Genomic DNA, 14600 nt, shown 5'->3' with positions numbered 1-14600 from the left:
TCACATCCCGCGGCTTCTATCTTGTTCGCCCGGATTTGGCACCAGCAGACTTCAACGCCTGCCAGACCCTGAAGGGCGTGGCGGGCATATCGAATTCTTCAACGCCACCCCTGCGAAGCGCATCCATCACCGCGTTCATCAGGGTCGGCAGCGCGCCGGTCGTGCCGGCTTCGCCGCCTCCCTTGGCTCCCAGTACGTTGGTGGCGGTGTTCACCGGCAGATCAAAAAAGCGGGGTCTCGGCATGAAATCGGCGCGTGGCATGAAATAATCCATGAACGAGGCAGTCAGAAGCTGGCCGCTGTTGCCGTCATAGACAATCTGCTCGCCCAGCACTTGGCCGGCACCCTGCGCAACGCCGCCATGCATCTGGCCTTCCAGAAGCGTATGGTTGACGATATGGCCGGCATCGTCCACTCCGATATAGGAGATGACTTTCGTTTCGCCGGTTTCAGGGTCGATCTCCACTTCCGCCACATGCACTCCGCCGGGGAAATTGCGTTCCGGCTGGATCGCGTGGAGCGTATCGAGCGCGTTTCCATCGGCCGTGGCGTTATGCGCTGCCAGTTCCAGTAACGAGACCGAGAGATTGGTGCCTGCGACCCGATAGTGACCGTGGTCGAATTCGATATCCTGTTCGGAAGCCTCCAGCGCCTGGGCGGCAAGCCCGAAGCCCTTTCTGACGATCTCTCGCGCATTGGCCGTCAGGGAAGCGCCGTGGGAGGCCATGGTTCGGGAGCCGACGGTACCTGCGCCTTTCAACTTGTGAGGTGGCGCTGGGCTGTTGGCACGCAGCGTGATCAGGTTTTCGTCGACACCAAGCTCCCTGGCGACGATCTGCGGCAGGACCGTCTCGTGGCCCTGGCCTGCGGAACCGGAAAGCGTATAAAGGGTAATGGTGCCGTCGGGCTCGAAACGGATTTCGGTTTCCTCGGGCAGATTTCCGCCTCCGGAAGGCTCGACGAATATGCCCATGCCGATGCCACGCAGAAGTCCGGCCTTTTGCGCACTATCGCGGCGGTCAGGGAAGCCGTCCCATTGCGAAAGCGCGATCGCCTTCTCCAGCATCGCGCCGTAGTTGCCACTGTCATAGACCGCGGTCGGTGTCTGATAGGGATAGGCATCGTCCGGTATCAGGTTCCTGCGCCGGATTTCCACCCGATCCATGCCGATATCGACAGCGGCCTGGTCCACCAAGCGTTCCACGAGATAGTTGATGTCCGGGCGGCCGGCGCCGCGATAGGCGGCAATCGGGGATGTATTGGTGAAGGCGAGCCGGTTCATTCCGAAAACAGTAGGGATGCGGTAGCAACCCGTCGCCGTCAGCATCGGATTGAGCACGTTGATCAAAGCACCAGCAGGCGAATGATAGGCGCCGAGGTCGCAGACGATATCGATACGTATGCCGAGGAACTCGCCTCTTTCGCCGAGCGCGAGTTCTCCGGTAAGCTTCAGCGCGCGGCCGTGATAGTCGGCTAGGAAGCTCTCGGTACGGCTTCCGGTCCAGTGCACCGGACAACAGAGCCTGCGGGCGGCGAGCATGATCGCCGCATATTCCGGATAAGGAACGCCGCGGATGCCGAAGCTGCCGCCGACATCGCCCATGTGGTGACGGACCTTTTCCGGGGGATGGCCGATAAAGCGGGCGAGCGCATCCGCAAGGCCGGTGCCCTGGCTCGCGGAATAGATGTCTAGTGCGTCCGTTTCCGCCTCATAGGCCGCGACGAAGGATTTGAGCTCCATGGGATTGGCGGCGACGCGCTGCGATTCGACGGTAAGCCTCGATACCTGCGCAGCGTTTGCAAATGCACGGTCGGTGGCGGCTTCATCGCCGAAGCTGTGACGGAAGACGAGATTATCAGGCACATCCTCGAAAATCCGCGGAGCGCCGTCTTCGAGCGCGGCTTCAGCGCCAATGACGGCAGGTAAATCCTCGTATTCCACCGCAACGAGTTCAAGGGCGTCGGCCGCGGCCTCGACGCTATCCGCTACCACCATGGCGACGGGCTCACCCACGAAACGTACGATATCGGTCGCAAGAGCATGACGGATCGGCGCCCGGATCGTCATCCCGTCGACGCCGGGGAAGGACACGAGCGGACCGGGCGCGATCAGACGGGCTTCGAGGGCGTCCTTGCCGATCAGGACCAGGTGAACGCCGGGCGCTTCCAGCGCGGCTTCCGCGTCGATCGAAACGATGCGTGCATGGGCTCGATCGGCCCTGAGGAATGCGGCGTAAAGCTGGCCGCTGAACACGTTGTCGCCGGTATAGGTACCCCGCCCGGTCAAAAATCTGTCGTCTTCGCGGCGACCCGCGAAGACACTATGCGCATTGTTCAAGCTCACGCTCCCGCACCATGACAAGCCAAGGGTGTCTATCAATTTGCGAGGCTAAAGCAGGAACTCCGCCATGACAAACTGAGGTTTACGGTGGACCGGTCGGGATGCCGATCCAATGCTACCGGGTTCCTGCCCCTTTTTTCGTCAGCGCAGCGTAAGCGACCGCCATTCTGGAGGCGAGGGCGGCATTGTTCTTCACGAGTTCGATATTGGCCTTCAGGCTTTCGCCCTTGGAGAGCTCGTTGATGCGCGCGAGCAGGAAGGGCGTCAGTTCCTTGCGACCGATGCCGCGTTCGTCCGCTTCGCGCACGGCATCAGTGATGGTGCCGTCGATGAACTCCGGCGCCAGCGCCGCGGCTTCCGGAATCGGGTTGGCAATCATCAGGCCAGTGCCGGTGCCGAGCTGATGGTGCAGCCACATGGCCTTGGCAATTTCTTCCGGCGTATCGAGCCTGTGGTCCGCCTTGAAACCGCTCAGCCTCGTAAAGAATGCGGGGAAATCCTCCGTGCCGTAGGCAATCACCGGTACGCGCTGGGTTTCCAGATATTCGAGCGTCTTGGCGATATCGAGGATGGACTTGACGCCGGCGCAGACCACCGCAGTTCTGGTGCGGCCGAGTTCGGTCAGATCGGCGGAAATGTCGAAGGTCTGCTCGGCGCCGCGATGCACCCCGCCGACGCCTCCGGTTGCAAAGATCTCGATGCCGGCAAGATCGGCGAGCAGCATGGTGGCGGATACGGTTGTGCCGGCCGACTGCTTGCGCACCATCGCGACGGCAAGGTCCCGGCCGGATGCTTTCACCACGCCTTTGGCCTGAGCGAGCGCTTCCAGCTCATCGCGTTCAAGCCCCGCGCGAAGCTCGCCCTCGATGACGGCAATCGTTGCCGGCACCGCGCCGTTCCTGCGCACGACATCTTCGACGGCGAGCGCCGTTTCGAGATTGGCCGGATAGGGCATGCCGTGGGTGATGATTGTCGATTCGAGCGCAACCACGGGACCGCCCGCCGCCAGCGCTTCGGCAACTTCGGAGCTGAGTTTCGGTTTCAGGAGTGACATGGTTTTTCCTTTCAATCGGCGAGCCGGTGGATATTGGCTTCGAGCAGGCGTTCGGAGAGTTCGGTATGGACGCTTGCCGCGCTCTCGGTGGTCAGCGCTCCAAGCAGGGTGCCGGTACGCGCGGCGGTATAGGTGTCGTCACCGGATATGACGCGGTGAAGCGTTCCGGCAATCATCGCATCGCCCGCGCCGGTCATGTCGACCGGTTTTGCCCGAACGGCGGGAAATGTCCGTGCCCCTTCGAGACCAGCTACGGCGATCCCCTTGGCTCCCATCGTGACGATTGCCTCACGGGCTCCGGCGGCCTGCAGGGCAAGTGCGGCTTCCTTGGCATCTTTGACGGGCTCGCGCCCTTCACGCTGCAGGATGGCGTTTGCTTCGTCGATGTTCATGAACAACAGGTCGATGCCGGAAAGGTCTCTTGGCAGTCGCATGGCCTTGGCGGTCGATACCGCATCGATGGCGAGGCGGAAGCGCGCATCGCGGCGCTTTTCGATCAATGCGGCAAGCGTTTCGGCGGGAGGATTGCAGTCTGAGAATACCCAGCTGGCGGATGCAAGGTGAGGCCAGATGCGATCAAGGTGGTCGGGGCGAAAAAGGTCGAATATGCCCATGTCGGCAATGCCGAGCGCCAGCTCCCCGTCCGGCTCGAGCACCGCGACATATTCGGCCGTGGAGCGTTCGGCGCTCGTCAGAACCTGGCTCACGTCGATGCCTTGATCGCGCATATAGCTCAGCAGCGTGCGGCCGCCCTCATCCTCGCCGACGATCGAGACGAAGGTCGTGGCGGTCCCAAGCCGGGCGAGGTTTTCCGCCACGTTGCGAGCGACACCACCCAGGCTGCGGCCGCTCTCGACAGGATTGGACGTGCCGCGAACAAGAGCGCTTCGTGCGTGATATTTTCTGTCGAGCACCGCGCCTCCGATGCAAACCGCGCGGGTTGGCGTCGGCATCACGTAGCCCCTTCCGAGGATATGCCCCTTCTGCATCAGCTGCACGATATGCGCGGCGACGGTGGAACGCGCCAGGCCCAGCGCAGTCGCGATCTCCTGCTGCCCTGCAAAGGGATTGTCCCTGATGATTGCCAGTACGGCAGCTTCCTGAGTGGTCAGTTCTTCCATCGCAACGTCCTCACGGGATGGGAGTCTTTTGAAAACAATTGTCGCTCGTGTCAACAATTGTTTCTGGTTGTCCATGAATCTGCAATTTTGTTCAAGAATGAGGACGGCGCTTCGGCATAGCTTTAGGCAAAAGTTTGGAAAGGGCTGTCCATGACTCCTGAGTTTCTCCTCACCTCGTTCATCGTCGTGGCATCACCGGGTACCGGGGTGCTCATCACTCTCGCCGCAGGCCTTTCCCGCGGGGCGAGGGCGAGCATCGTGGCCGCCTTTGGCTGCACGCTTGGTATTTTGCCGCATATGGCAGCAGCCGTTTCCGGTTTGGCGGCGCTCTTGCATGCGAGCGCGCTCGCTTTCGAAGCCGTCAAATATCTCGGTGTCGCCTATCTCCTATTCATGGCTTGGCAGGTGCTGAAGGAAAAAGGGGCGTTGACCGTCGAGCCTGAAACGACACCGCACTCAGCGCGGCAGGTCATCGTTTCGGCCATCCTGGCCAATGCGCTCAATCCGAAGCTCTCGATTTTCTTCTTCGCCTTCCTGCCCCAGTTCGTGAGTCCCGGTGAAGCTTCTCCCATCCTGCGCATGACCGAACTCAGCCTCGTCTTCATGCTGATGACCTTCGGCGTTTTTGTCGTCTATGGGTTCTTCGCGGCATCGGTGCGAAACCATGTCATTTCCCGCCCGGCCATCCTCGCGTGGATGCGCCGAACTTTCGCGGCTGCCTTCGTCCTGCTCGGTGCCAGACTTGCGCTTTCGGAGCGATAGTTATTACCTGCCGCGTAATTGAGACGATGCCGGTGCTCCCGCATGATCGCCCTGCCTGCAATGAGCCGGGCGACAAAAGGAGAAGAGAAATGACAGATGCAAATACCTACGCCGAACGTTACCTCGCCATCTGGAACGAGACGGATGCCGTCCGCCGTCGCGCCATGATCGCGGAAGCCTGGACAAACGAGGCTCTCTATGTCGATCCGCTGATGCGCGGCGAGGGGCATGAGGAGATCAACGGGCTGGTAGAGGCGGTGCAGGCTCGTTTCCCCGGCTTCCGTTTCGAGCTGCTTGGTGCTGCCGACAGCCACGGCGACAACCTGCGCTTTTCGTGGGGTCTTGGGCCGGAGGGCAGCGAGCCGATCATCAAGGGTACCGATTTCGCAATGCTCGAAAACGGACGCCTGAAGGCGGTGCACGGTTTCCTCGATCAGGTTCCGGCCGCCGCATGAACACGATCACGACCGCCCGTCCTCTCGGTGATTTCCTGCGCGACTGGCGCCGCCGCCGGCGCATGAGCCAGCTCGACCTGGCGCTGGAGGCTGAGATTTCGCAGCGCCACCTCAGCTTCATCGAGAGCGGGCGGTCGCTTCCAAGCCGCGACATGCTTCTGCATCTCGCCGAGCGGCTGGAAGTGCCGCTGCGCGAGCGGAACCCCATGCTGCTCGCGGCAGGCTTCGCGCCTGTTTATGCCGAGCGAAAGCTGGACGATCCGGCTCTCGCAGCGGCCCGCAAAGCCATCGACATGGTGCTCAAGGGTCACGAACCCTTCCCGGCACTTGCCATCGACCGGCACTGGACGCTGGTGGCGGCAAATGCCGCGGTGGCACCGCTGCTTGACGGCGTGGCCGATCCCTCGCTTCTCGAGGGACCGGTCAATGTCCTGCGGCTGAGCCTGCATCCGCAGGGGCTGGCGCCGCATATCGCCAACCTGACCGAGTGGCGAAATCATCTGCTTGAGCGGTTGCATCAGCAGATCGCGGCCACGGGTGACCGTATCTTGAAAGGGCTGCTGGAAGAGCTGTCGGGCTATCCGGTTCCCCCCGAAATGCCTTCGAAACCGCGAAGCGATTATGCCGGGATCACCGTGCCCATGGAGTTGCGGACGGAAGCTGGCTGTCTCTCGTTCATCTCGACAACGACGGTCTTCGGCACACCGGTGGATGTCACCTTGTCGGAACTGGCCATCGAATCCTTCTTCCCCGCCGATGAGGAGACGGCACGGCTTCTACGCCGGACTGCGGAAAGCGGGTGATGGCAACCAGCGCTATTTTCGCGCCCGCAGGCCATCCATAAGAAGCCCGATCAGACGGTGGGAACGCTCGCGCCAGTCGGGGGAATCCGGCATGGAATAAATGCTGGAGAGCGCCTGCAGTAGGTCCGCGGTGTCGATGTCGGTCCGGATGAGGCCCTTTTCTCCGGCGGCCCGGACGAGGCGCTCGAAGGCGCTTCGTATGTTCCCGAAGCCTTCCGCAAATAGCGTAGAGTTGGAATTCATCAGGATCTTCAGACTGTTCGCCATGCCACGCTTGGTCGCGATATAGCCGACAAAGCGCCGCATCCATTCCTCGAGTGCCATGTCGGGGGGATGTTTTTCGGCAAGTTCCGTCGCCGCGCCGGCAAGGCTTTCCAGTTCGCGGCGGTAGATCACTTCCACGAGATGTTCGCGTGTCGGAAAATGCCGATAGAGCGTGCCGATGCCGACGCCAGCTTGCCGCGCTATATCTTCGAGCGATGTCTCGACGCCCTTTTCCGCGAAGGCGGCGGCAGCCACTTCGACCAGCTTGTCGCGGTTGCGGCGAGCATCGGCACGGAGCTTGGTTGATGCGGGCGGTGGTGTCTTCGGTTCGGCCGTGGCCAAAATGCATGCTCCAGACGAATGAGGACTTGACGAAAGTCAGGATGACATCTAGTTAAACGGAGGCGCCTCCGTTTGTTCGGGGCGTCATCTACCTCATAGTCCAGGAGGGGGCCGGGTGTCATGCTGAAAGATGCGACCACGCGCCCCAGGGACCTTATCTAGCGCAAGCCGGTCGTTCGGCTAGCGGACCTCGATCCAAAAATTCAATTCGTGACGATAGCAGGAGCTTATCATGACACGAACCATTCATCTTTCACTCGACATCAACGGCAAACGACATGAGCTTGATGTCGAGCCGCGCGTCACCCTGCTCGACGCCCTGCGGGAAAGCCTCGCGCTCACCGGCACCAAGAAAGGCTGCGACCAGGGCCAGTGCGGCGCCTGCACCTGCCATGTCGACGGAAAGCGTGTGCTCTCCTGCCTCACTCTCGCTGCTCAGGTGGAAGGAAGGCAGATCACCACGATCGAAGGGATCGCGGCGGAAAACGGCGACCTGCATCCCGTGCAGGCGGCGTTTATCGAAAACGATGCTTTCCAGTGCGGTTACTGCACGCCGGGCCAGATCATGTCCGCGGTCGCCTGCATCCGGGAAGGGCATGCGGGCTCCGAGGAGGAAATCCGCGAATACATGTCCGGCAATCTCTGTCGGTGCGGAGCCTATAACAGCATCGTCGCGGCTGTCCGCGAAGCGGCGAGCGCGGTTACGACTGGGATAGAGGCCAAGGACAAGGTGGAGGTGGCCTGATGCGCGATTTTTCCTATTTCCGCGCCGCTTCCACCGAAGAGGCCAGTCGTGCGATGCTGGACGCCGGCGCCATGCTGCTGGCCGGCGGTACGACCTTGCTCGATCTCGCCAAATGTGGCGTGTCCGAACCGGATACCCTCGTCGATATTACTCATCTTGCCGGCCTCGGCGATATCGCTGTCGATGCAAACGGAGCGACGATCGGTGCTCTCGCCAAGATGGGAGAGGTAGCCGATCATCCCGGAGTGAAGGCAGCATTTCCAGCCGTTGCCCAATCCCTGTCGCTCGCCGCCTCCGCTCAGCTACGCAACATGGCGACGATCGGCGGCAATCTGTTACAGCGGACCCGCTGTTCCTATTTCCGCGAGCCGGGCGTTTTCCCGGCCTGCAACAAGCGCAATCCCGGTTCCGGCTGTTCGGCGATCGGCGGTGTGACCCGCAACCACGCCGTTCTCGGCACGAGCAGGGCCTGCATAGCGGTCAACCCCGGCGATCTTGCGGTGGCACTGGTCGCCTTCGATGCATATGTGGAAATGGGCCGCCGCAGGGTTGCGATCGAAGACCTCTACATGCTGCCAGGGGAAACGCCCGACTGGGAGACCGTGCTGAAGAATGGTGAGATCATTACCGGCATCGGCATTCCAGCCTCTGTGGCGGCGAAGAACTCGACCTATCTGAAGGTGCGAGACCGGCAGTCCTACGAATTTGCCGCGGCAAGCGCTGCGGTCGGAATTGAATTCGAGGCCGACGGGAAGACCGTGCGGGACATCCGCGTCGCGCTCGGCGGTGTTGCCACCAAGCCATGGCGCGCTCGCGCCGTGGAACAGTCACTGATCGGCACGGTGCTGGACGTCGAGGCCGTGGAGAAGGCAAGCCGTCTCTCCATGGAAGGCGCCGTTTCACATGGCGGCAACAGCTACAAGATCGAACTTGCGCCGCGCGTCGTCGCACGCGCCATCCTGACAATGGGAGGTCTGGCATGACCATCATGGAAACCCGCAAACATGGCGATGCCGCCGACGGCATGGTGGGCGGCCGCTTTTCGCGGCTCGACGGCAAACTGAAGACCACCGGCGGCGCAACCTATGCTCTCGAACAGCCCGTGAAGAACCTCGTTCATGCGGTGCTGGTGCAGAGCACCATTGCCGCCGGCCGTGTTGTTGCGGTCGATGCCGCGAAGGCAAAGGCTGCGCCCGGCGTTCTGTCGGTGTTTACGCCGGAAGACGATCTCGGCCTTCTGGTGGCGTCCGACTGGTTCGGTAATCGGCCCGACAACCAGCCCTTCCATCCGCTGCCGCGTGAGGTCAGCTTCAACGGTCAGGCGATCGCAGCCGTCGTGGCGGAGACGCTGGAGCAGGCGACGGAGGCGGCCAAGCTGGTGAAGGTCTCCTACGAGGAGACGCAGTCCGTGACGGGCCTCGACGATCCCGACGCCGGCGAAGGCAGGCTCGTGGACATGCTGAGCGTTGGCTGGGGTGATGCCGAGGCCGCCTATGCCGCCGCTGATATCAAGATCGAGGCGGAATACCGGACGCCGCGGGAATATCACGTGCCGATCGAACCTCACGGGCTGACGGTAAAATGGGAAGGCGACTTCCTGACCGTCTGGGAGCCGAGCCAATGGACGCACGGCATGGCACGCACCTATGCGGAATGGTTCGACATTCCCTACGAGAATGTGAGGATCGTATCGCCCTTCATCGGCGGCGGCTTCGGCTCCAAGGCCATGGGCTATACCTATAGTGCGGTTGCTGCTGCGGCCGCTCGCAAGCTTGGGCGTCCGGTAAAGCTGGCGGTCACCCGTCCGCAGACCTTCACCGCCTATGGCGGCCGGGCGGCAACCAGGCAGACCATCCGGATCGGCGCGACGAAGGATGGTGTTCTTCAGGCGATCGTTCATCGCGGTGCAAGCGAGACCTCCGTCTTTGCCGACTTTCCGGAACAGACGGGAGCGGCGACCCCCTTGCTCTATGCCGTGCCCAATCTGAGCACGCAGCATCGGCTCGTTCCGGTCAACACGGTGACGCCGGGAGCGCTTCGTGCGCCGGGCAAGAATCCCAGCGCCTTCGGGCTTGAAAGCGCCATCGAGGAACTGTCCTACGCGATCGGAATGGACCCGCTGGAACTGCGGCTGAGGAACTATGCCGATCACGATTACCAGTCCGGCAAGCCGTGGTCGACGCGGCAACTTCGCGAGGCTCTGACAGTTGGAGCCGAGGTCTTCGGCTGGTCCAGGCGCAGCCACGAGCCGCGTTCGATGCGGGATGGCCGGCAACTGGTCGGCTGGGGTATCGGCTGCGGCACCTTTCCGGTGCTCAAAGCCGCGAGCGAGGCTCTCATCCGCATTCTCGGCGACGGTAGCGTCGAGGTCGTCAGCGGTGCGATCGACATGGGGCAGGGCACCTATACCATCCTCGCACAGACGGCGGCGGAGGTGCTCGGTGTTCCGGCTGAACAGGTCGACGTCAAGCTTGGCGATTCCTCGCTGCCGGGCGCGACGGTGGCCGGCGGGTCGATGCTTGCCGGCGCCATCACCGGTGCCGTCCACAAGGCCGCCACGGCAGCGCGCGACGAGCTGATCGGTCTTGCTCTGAACGACAGCAATTCGCCGTTCCGGGATACCGGCGCCAATACTCTCGTCATCGCCGACGGCCGGATTTCGGTGCCGCGTGGCGAAGGGCCCTCGCTGACGCTTGCCGAACTGATGTCGGCAATCGGACGGGACCGCATCGAGACGCAGCGCAATACGCTGCCGGAAGGCGCCAACGGACCTGAGGATCATAAACGGTCATGGACGACCATGGCCAATGTCCAGGGACCGACGGCCGGCGATCTTTCCATGCACAGTTGGTGCGCGCATTTCGTCGAGGTGAAGGTGGACGAGGATTTCGGCACCGTGCGGGTATCGCGCGTCGTCTCGGCCTTCGACTGCGGCCGGATCTACAATCCCAAGCTCGCCGAGAGCCAGTGGCGTGGCGGCATCATCATGGGCATCGGCCAGGCGCTGCTCGAGGAGGGGTTGATCGACGAGCGCTTCGGCCGGGTGATCAACAACAATATGGGCGATTACCTGGTGCCGACCAATGCGGACATACCGCATATCCAGGTCATCTCCGTCGGTATCCCCGACAACGACGCCTCGGTGCTGGGCGGCAAGGGCGTGGGCGAGGTCGGCATCGTCGGGGTCGCACCGGCGATTGCCAATGCGGTCTTTCACGCAACCGGTAAACGCGTGCGGGATTTGCCGATCACGCTGGAGAAGCTGATCTGAGATTAGAGGAAGGCGTGCAGCTCTTCTCGCCCGTCGTGGCAGACAATCGAATATAGTAACGTAGGCAGTGCAGTGCAGCATTCTTAACCCTCCCCCTTGTGGGGAGGGTGGCCGGCAGGCGGGAGGGGTTTTCACTCGGAGAAAACTCCCCTCCCCAACCCCTCCCCACAAGGGGGAGGGGCTCCACGCACCGTCCCGAAGACCCATCCACGACAGCGCCGCTGTACGTAGACGGGCTCAATCCTCCGAATACCGCTCTTCCGACCACGGGTCGCCCCGCATATGGTAGCCGTTCTGCTCCCAGAAACCGGCGCTATCCCGGCTGAGAAACTCGATGCGGTTGAGCCACTTGGCGCTTTTCCAGAAATAGAGATGCGGCACGACGAGGCGCACCGGCCCGCCGTGCTCTTCCGTCAGCGGCTGGCCTTCCCATTCGGTCACGATGATCGCATCCGGTGAGGCGAAGTCGGAGAGAAGCAGGTTTGTGGTATAGCCGTCGTAGCTCGTCAGCATCACCGCCAGGGCCTCGTCCTTCGGATCGACGGCATCGAGGAAGTCGTGGGTGGAGACGCCCTTCCAGTTGTTGTCGTAGCGCGACCAGGTCGTCACGCAATGGATGTCGGAGCGCATTTCGCTCTGCGGCAGGGCCTGGAACGCCGCCCAGTCGAAGGTCCGGGGATTGTTGACGAGGCCGCGCACATCGAGCTTCCATTGGGAGGCGGCAACCCGTGGCTGTTGACCAAGGTCCAGCACCGGCCAGTTCTTGACGAGGTGCTGGCCGGGCGGCAGACGATCGGTCTCCGGACGGGTGATACGCCCGGTGAGGAACTTTCCTTGTTCGGCCCATTTCCGTTTGGTGACGGTGAGCTTCGAATCCTCGGGCTGAATGTCGTCGGGCATGACCGGTTCTCCTTGCGTCCCTCGATAATCTGATAAACAAGAGGACCAAATCAATTGCCCGTTCTGGAAAATCATGCCTGCCTTCAATCCGCTCGTCGAAAAGCTCTCACCGCCGCCCGTCCCCTCCGTTTTTGCCTGGGGACGCGCTTACGACGGCTCCAAGGGGCCGCTGATCGACCTGTCGCAGGCCGTGCCCGGTTACCCCGCCCATTCCGAAATGCTGAAGCTTCTCGGCGAAACGGCCTCCTCCACCGCGTTTACCGGTTACGGTCCGATCGAAGGCGAGGCGGAACTTCGCAGCGTCTATGCCGAACATGCCTCCAGGGTTTATGGCGCGTCGCTCGGGTCCGACAACATCCATATCACCTCCGGCTGCAACCAGGCCTTCGTCTGCGCCGCGATGACGGTCGCCGGACCCGGCAACACGGTTCTGATGACCGAGCCCTTCTATTTCAACCACGAAACGACGCTCGCGATGATGGGCGTGAAGACGGCATTCGTGGCTTGTGCGGCGGAAAACGGTTTTCTTCCGGATCTGGTGAGCCTCGAAGCTGCGATCACGCCGGATGTCCGGGCGCTGGCGCTCGTCTCTCCCAACAATCCGACCGGCGCGATCTATCCTCCGTCGCTGCTCGAAGCGATCTTCAGGCTCTGCCGTGAAAAGGGCATCTGGCTGATCCTCGACGAGACCTATCGCGACTTCATGCCGGTCGCAGGCCACGCTCCGCACAACCTTTTCAGCCTGGCAGGCTGGGAGGAAACGCTGATCAGCCTCTACAGTTTTTCGAAATCATTCTGCATTCCCGGCCATCGGCTTGGCGCCATCACGGCCGGTTCAAGCGCGGTGGAGCAGATCGCCAAGATCATGGACAACCTGCAGATCTGCGCGCCCCGCGCCGCCCAGGCGGCCGTTGCCGCGGCTCTGCCGCTGCTTGCGGACTGGCGGGAGGAGAACCGGCAGGAAATCGGCCGTCGCGCCGATGCCTTGCGATCCGTGATGCGGGGCTTGACCGATTGGAAGCTCGATGCGATCGGCGCCTATTTCGCCTTCGTGCGCCATCCTTTTGCCGGTGTCGGCTCGGCGCAGGTCGCAGAACAGCTGGCGAGGCGGGCCGGCATCATCTGCATTCCCGGCGCGTATTTCGGGGACGGTCAGCAGAATTATCTGCGCTTTGCCTTCGCCAACGCGGACGTGCCGACGATCGGCCGCCTGAAGGAACGTTTGCAGAACTTTTTTCTGTCTTGATACCGCCGGTCCGTATATAAGCGGATCATGGTTCAAAGAGCAGGAAGTGCCGATCTTCCGCTTCACGGCGGTCGGGTCCCCCCTTGGCTGGGCGAGCGGATGACGAAACTCGGGGCGATCATCGCGCAGGCGATCGTCATCCATTATGGTCGCGACGAGTTCATGCGGCGGCTGGCGCATCCCTTCTGGTTCCAGTCCTTCGGCTCGGTCATGGGCATGGACTGGCACTCTTCGGGTATCACCACCAGCGTCATCGGTGCGCTGAAGCGCGGGTTGACGCCGCTGTCCGGTGAACTCGGCATCCATGTCTGCGGCGGGCGCGGCCAGAATTCCCGCAAGACCCCGGACGAGCTGATCGCCATCGGCAACCGGGTCGGGATTGACGGCAGCGGCCTTGCGAAGACCAGCCGGCTGGTCGCCAAGGTGGATAGCGCCGCGGTGCAGGACGGTTTCGACCTCTACCTGCACGGCTTCATCGTTACCGACGACGGAAAATGGGTTGTCGTGCAGCAGGGCATGAACGGCGACAAACGCCAGGCGCGGCGCTATCACTGGCTGTCGGAAGGCATCACCAGCTTTGTTGACTCTCCACACGCGGCGATCGAAGGCCGCGGGCAGGGCGAGATCGTCAATTTGGCCGACCATCGTGCCGAAGCGTCACGAAAGGGCCAGCTCGACCTGCTGGCCTCGCTCGGCCCGGACCGGATCGTTCGCGAGGTGATTGCGCTTGATCCGAAGCGCAAGGCAAAGGATCTGGCGCAGCCCATGCTGCCGCATCTCGTCATGCCGGCGCATCACGATGTCCGCGAGGAAGACGTCAACATGAAGCGGCTGCACGGCACGCTCGCCGCCGCAGCCGATCGAGGACCGGAAGACTTCGAGCAATTGCTTCTGACGCCGGGTGTCGGCGCACGCACGGTGCAGGCGCTTGCCATGGTGGCGGAGGTCGTTCACGGCGCGCCCTGCCGCTTTTCCGATCCTGCCCGTTTTTCGCTCGCCCATGGCGGCAAGGACCGGCATCCCTTTCCGGTGCCGCTCAAGGTTTATGACGAAACGATCAAGGTGATGAAATCGGCGGTCGGCAAGGCGCGGCTCGGCCGGGAGGAGGAGTTGCAGGCTCTGAAACGGCTCGACGATCAGGCTAGGCAGCTTGAGCGCTATGTCACCGGCCCGGATTTGAAGGAGATCGTCGCCGGCGAATTCCGCCAATCCCATGAGTGGGGCGGCCGCAGCGTTTTCGGCTTCGAACCCGCATCCGGGGAATCGGCCGAAAAGCGTCGCGGCTGAGGGGAACGA

General features: G+C 62.4%; 13 protein-coding genes. 8 read left to right on the top strand and 5 right to left on the bottom strand.

The genetic code is table 11. The features are described 5' to 3' along the window. Positions 1-16: 16 nt before the first annotated feature. The 3 genes from C5L13_RS19230 to C5L13_RS19220 all read right to left on the bottom strand — a co-directional run bounded on the left by C5L13_RS19230 (position 17) and on the right by C5L13_RS19220 (position 4516). Complete coding sequence (locus C5L13_RS19230) at positions 17-2338, bottom strand: xanthine dehydrogenase family protein molybdopterin-binding subunit (RefSeq protein ID WP_158693481.1); 2322 nt, start codon at positions 2336-2338, stop codon at positions 17-19. A 118-nt stretch (positions 2339-2456) separates the two neighbouring features. Further along, entirely contained in the window at positions 2457-3395 is a 939-nt protein-coding gene (locus C5L13_RS19225; RefSeq protein ID WP_105384879.1) for a pseudouridine-5'-phosphate glycosidase, read from the bottom strand. An 11-nt stretch (positions 3396-3406) separates the two neighbouring features. Continuing rightward, entirely contained in the window at positions 3407-4516 is a 1110-nt protein-coding gene (locus C5L13_RS19220) for a carbohydrate kinase (RefSeq protein ID WP_105384878.1), read from the bottom strand. Between the two features lie 150 nt (positions 4517-4666). On the opposite strand from C5L13_RS19220, the gene C5L13_RS19215 reads away from it, so the two are divergent. The 3 genes from C5L13_RS19215 (at position 4667) to C5L13_RS19205 (ending at position 6536) form a co-directional block, all read left to right on the top strand. After that, a complete protein-coding gene (locus C5L13_RS19215; protein WP_105384877.1) occupies positions 4667-5278 on the top strand; it encodes a LysE family translocator in 612 nt (203 codons plus the stop codon). An 89-nt stretch (positions 5279-5367) separates the two neighbouring features. Continuing rightward, entirely contained in the window at positions 5368-5733 is a 366-nt protein-coding gene (locus C5L13_RS19210; RefSeq protein ID WP_105384876.1) for a nuclear transport factor 2 family protein, read from the top strand. After that, positions 5730-6536, top strand: coding sequence for a helix-turn-helix domain-containing protein (locus C5L13_RS19205; RefSeq protein ID WP_105384875.1), 807 nt, complete (start codon positions 5730-5732; stop codon positions 6534-6536). Before C5L13_RS19210 ends, C5L13_RS19205 begins: the two co-directional genes overlap by 4 nt. A gap of 12 nt (positions 6537-6548) precedes the next feature. On the opposite strand, the gene C5L13_RS19200 is transcribed toward C5L13_RS19205, so the two are convergent. Next, on the bottom strand, positions 6549-7142 hold the full coding sequence (locus C5L13_RS19200; protein ID WP_105384874.1) for a TetR/AcrR family transcriptional regulator: 594 nt from the start codon (positions 7140-7142) through the stop codon (positions 6549-6551). A gap of 232 nt (positions 7143-7374) precedes the next feature. Between C5L13_RS19200 and C5L13_RS19195 the strand changes: the two genes are divergently transcribed. From C5L13_RS19195 to C5L13_RS19185, 3 genes are read left to right on the top strand one after another with little or no spacing between them, the layout of a single operon-like run. Continuing rightward, positions 7375-7887, top strand: a complete 513-nt coding sequence (locus C5L13_RS19195; protein WP_105384873.1) for a (2Fe-2S)-binding protein — start codon at positions 7375-7377, stop codon at positions 7885-7887. Further along, entirely contained in the window at positions 7887-8870 is a 984-nt protein-coding gene (locus tag C5L13_RS19190; protein ID WP_105384872.1) for an FAD binding domain-containing protein, read from the top strand. The genes C5L13_RS19195 and C5L13_RS19190 overlap by 1 nt, the downstream gene beginning before the upstream one ends. Then, positions 8867-11158 carry a xanthine dehydrogenase family protein molybdopterin-binding subunit gene (locus C5L13_RS19185; protein WP_105384871.1) on the top strand — a complete coding sequence of 764 codons (2292 nt, stop codon included), beginning with the start codon at positions 8867-8869 and terminating at the stop codon, positions 11156-11158. Before C5L13_RS19190 ends, C5L13_RS19185 begins: the two co-directional genes overlap by 4 nt. A 237-nt stretch (positions 11159-11395) precedes the next feature. Here the strand turns inward: C5L13_RS19185 and C5L13_RS19180 are convergent, their stop codons facing one another. Then, positions 11396-12058: a sulfite oxidase-like oxidoreductase gene (locus tag C5L13_RS19180; RefSeq protein WP_105384870.1), complete on the bottom strand. Its 663-nt coding sequence runs from the start codon at positions 12056-12058 to the stop codon at positions 11396-11398. Positions 12059-12131: 73 nt separating this feature from the next. On the opposite strand from C5L13_RS19180, the gene C5L13_RS19175 reads away from it, so the two are divergent. Further along, positions 12132-13304, top strand: coding sequence for an aminotransferase (locus C5L13_RS19175; RefSeq protein ID WP_105384869.1), 1173 nt, complete (start codon positions 12132-12134; stop codon positions 13302-13304). 27 nt (positions 13305-13331) lie between these two features. Continuing rightward, positions 13332-14591 carry a DUF763 domain-containing protein gene (locus C5L13_RS19170; RefSeq protein ID WP_105384868.1) on the top strand — a complete coding sequence of 420 codons (1260 nt, stop codon included), beginning with the start codon at positions 13332-13334 and terminating at the stop codon, positions 14589-14591. The last annotated feature ends 9 nt before the right edge of the window (positions 14592-14600 follow it).

This window comes from Neorhizobium alkalisoli, assembly GCF_002968635.1.
GTDB classification, from domain to species: domain Bacteria; phylum Pseudomonadota; class Alphaproteobacteria; order Rhizobiales; family Rhizobiaceae; genus Neorhizobium; species Neorhizobium alkalisoli.
Note: the sequence above shows the minus strand (reverse complement) of the source record. Positions and strands in the feature narration are given on the sequence as shown.

Bases quoted from the DNA above. Each gene is read 5' to 3' on its own strand.
- C5L13_RS19225 (WP_105384879.1), bottom strand. From the start codon at position 3,395: ATGTCACTCCTGAAACCGAAACTCAGCTCCGAAGTTGCCGAAGCGCTG.
- C5L13_RS19220 (WP_105384878.1), bottom strand. From the start codon at position 4,516: ATGGAAGAACTGACCACTCAGGAAGCTGCCGTACTGGCAATCATCAGG.
- C5L13_RS19215 (WP_105384877.1), top strand. From the start codon at position 4,667: ATGACTCCTGAGTTTCTCCTCACCTCGTTCATCGTCGTGGCATCACCG.
- C5L13_RS19210 (WP_105384876.1), top strand. From the start codon at position 5,368: ATGACAGATGCAAATACCTACGCCGAACGTTACCTCGCCATCTGGAAC.
- C5L13_RS19205 (WP_105384875.1), top strand. From the start codon at position 5,730: ATGAACACGATCACGACCGCCCGTCCTCTCGGTGATTTCCTGCGCGAC.
- C5L13_RS19195 (WP_105384873.1), top strand. From the start codon at position 7,375: ATGACACGAACCATTCATCTTTCACTCGACATCAACGGCAAACGACAT.
- C5L13_RS19190 (WP_105384872.1), top strand. From the start codon at position 7,887: ATGCGCGATTTTTCCTATTTCCGCGCCGCTTCCACCGAAGAGGCCAGT.
- C5L13_RS19185 (WP_105384871.1), top strand. From the start codon at position 8,867: ATGACCATCATGGAAACCCGCAAACATGGCGATGCCGCCGACGGCATG.
- C5L13_RS19180 (WP_105384870.1), bottom strand. From the start codon at position 12,058: ATGCCCGACGACATTCAGCCCGAGGATTCGAAGCTCACCGTCACCAAA.
- C5L13_RS19175 (WP_105384869.1), top strand. From the start codon at position 12,132: ATGCCTGCCTTCAATCCGCTCGTCGAAAAGCTCTCACCGCCGCCCGTC.
- C5L13_RS19170 (WP_105384868.1), top strand. From the start codon at position 13,332: ATGGTTCAAAGAGCAGGAAGTGCCGATCTTCCGCTTCACGGCGGTCGG.